The organism is Pseudomonas sp. NFACC24-1 (assembly GCF_900115235.1).
Lineage (GTDB): Bacteria > Pseudomonadota > Gammaproteobacteria > Pseudomonadales > Pseudomonadaceae > Aquipseudomonas > Aquipseudomonas fluorescens_AA.
Genome location: NZ_FOVS01000084.1, coordinates 1 through 1,928 on the forward strand (window position 1 = coordinate 1; position 1,928 = coordinate 1,928).

Sequence of the window (1,928 nt, forward strand, 5' to 3'; positions counted from 1 at the left end):
ACCCCCTTTGGTGTGCCGGTAGAACCGGAGGTGTACATGATGTAGGCAACCGCTTCGGCGCTCTGGGTCAGGTCGAGGTTATCGGCGGACTCGTCAAGCTCGACGGTATCCAGGTCGACACGCAGCATGCCTTCAGGCACGTCCATGCCTGCCAGGGTCAGCAAAACCTTCGCGCCGCTGTCTTCGACCATGAACTGCTGGCGTTCCAAAGGCGCGCTGACATCCAACGGCACGTAGACGGCAGCGCATTTGAGCACTGCCAGTTGGCTGACCAGCAGCTCGATCGAACGCGCCAGCCCCAGTGCCACGCTGTCGCCCGGCTGTACGCCCAGGCCGACCAGATGACGGGCCAGACCGTTGGCCCTGGCGTTGAGCTCGCTGTATGTCAGGCATTGCCCATCCTGTACCACGGCGATGGCATGGGGACGGACCTCGGCTTGAACTTCGAACAGGCCGCTGACCGTCTGGTCCTGCGGATAAAAACGCCCGGTCGTGTTGAAACCCGTCACCACCTGCCGATGCTCGGCAGGCGAGAGAATTGACAGCCTGTTCAACGGCGTCGACGGCGCCTGTTCCAGGGATTCCACCAGGTTATCCAGGGCAATATGCATGGAATCACACACCCGCTGAGCGCCGATCTGCGGCACCGCCAGCGCGCTCAGGTGGAAACCTTCGCCCAGATCGTCCACCGACAAGGTCAGTGGATAGTTGGTGCGCTCTTCATTGCTCAGGGTCTCGATGCCCTCCCAGCCGGCCAGCGCCTGGCTCGAACTCGCCAGGCCAGCGCTGTGGCGATAGTTGAGCAAGGCACTGAACAGCGGCATCGGCGCGACCACGCCGCTGCAACGCTGGGCCAGGGCCAGGGACGCGTGTTCATGGCCCAACAGGCCGGTCAGTCGGGCGTGGGTGGCTTTCACCCCCTCACGCACACCCTGGGTGCCCACCTCCACGCGCAACGGCAAGGTGTTGATGAACATGCCCAGCGCCCGGTCGGCACCGTCGCCGCCTTGCATCCGGCCCATCAGCACGGTGCCGAATACCACGTCGTCCTTGCCGGACACGCGACCCAGCCACTGTGCCCAGGCCAGGTGAACCAGGCTGGCGGCACTGACGCCCAACTGACGGGCCTGAGCCCTGAGACGCAGGCTCAACGCCCCGTCGAGCGGCCGGCGGGCTTGCTCGATATTCCCTCCGTCGCCCTGTACTTCCCGCACACCGAACGGCAAGGTCGGCTCGTCGACATCACCGAGCATCTCGCGGAAGAACCCTTCATGCTCCTGCTCGCTCACACCCAGACGGGCCTGCGCCACATAGTTACGATATGGCACCGCCGCCAGTGGAACGGCCTCACCCAGCAGATGCGCCTGCATTTCGTGTTGCACCACCTCCATGGCGGTGTGATCCAGCGCCATGTGATGGAACAGCAATACCGCGACCCAACGCCCATTGACCACATCTTGCGCGAAAGCCAGACGTAGCATGGGGGCCCGGGTGATATCGAGACGGTAATGCCGTGGATCGAAGCGGTCCTGCAACTGTGTCGCGATATCCCCCGCAGCGTCTGCCAGCACCACCTCTTCCACCGTCAACTGCGCTTGACGCCAGACCACCTGTACCGGTGTGTCGAATCCTTGCCACACCACACTGGTACGCAGGATGTCGTGGCGGTCGATGACATGTTGAAGTGCATCGACGAAGGCTGTCAGCCGGTCACGACGCTTCAGATCGAAGAGTATCTTCAGCACATAGGGATCGCCCTGTTCGGCGGCCAGATGGTGATAAAGGATGCCTTCCTGCAACGGCGCCAGCGGGTAGATGTCCTGTACGTTGCGCGCACCGCCCGGCACCGTCGCGACGATCCGGTCAATGGTCTCCTGCTCAAGCGCCATCAACGTGAGCATGGCCGGCGTGATCCGTTCACAGTCGGC

At 63.3% G+C, this 1,928-nt stretch carries 1 protein-coding gene; it reads right to left on the reverse strand.

Going from position 1 to position 1,928, the window contains the following annotated elements:
* A partial coding sequence (locus BM317_RS29590; protein ID WP_092477212.1) for a condensation domain-containing protein occupies positions 1 to 1,928 on the reverse strand: 1,928 nt, incomplete at both ends.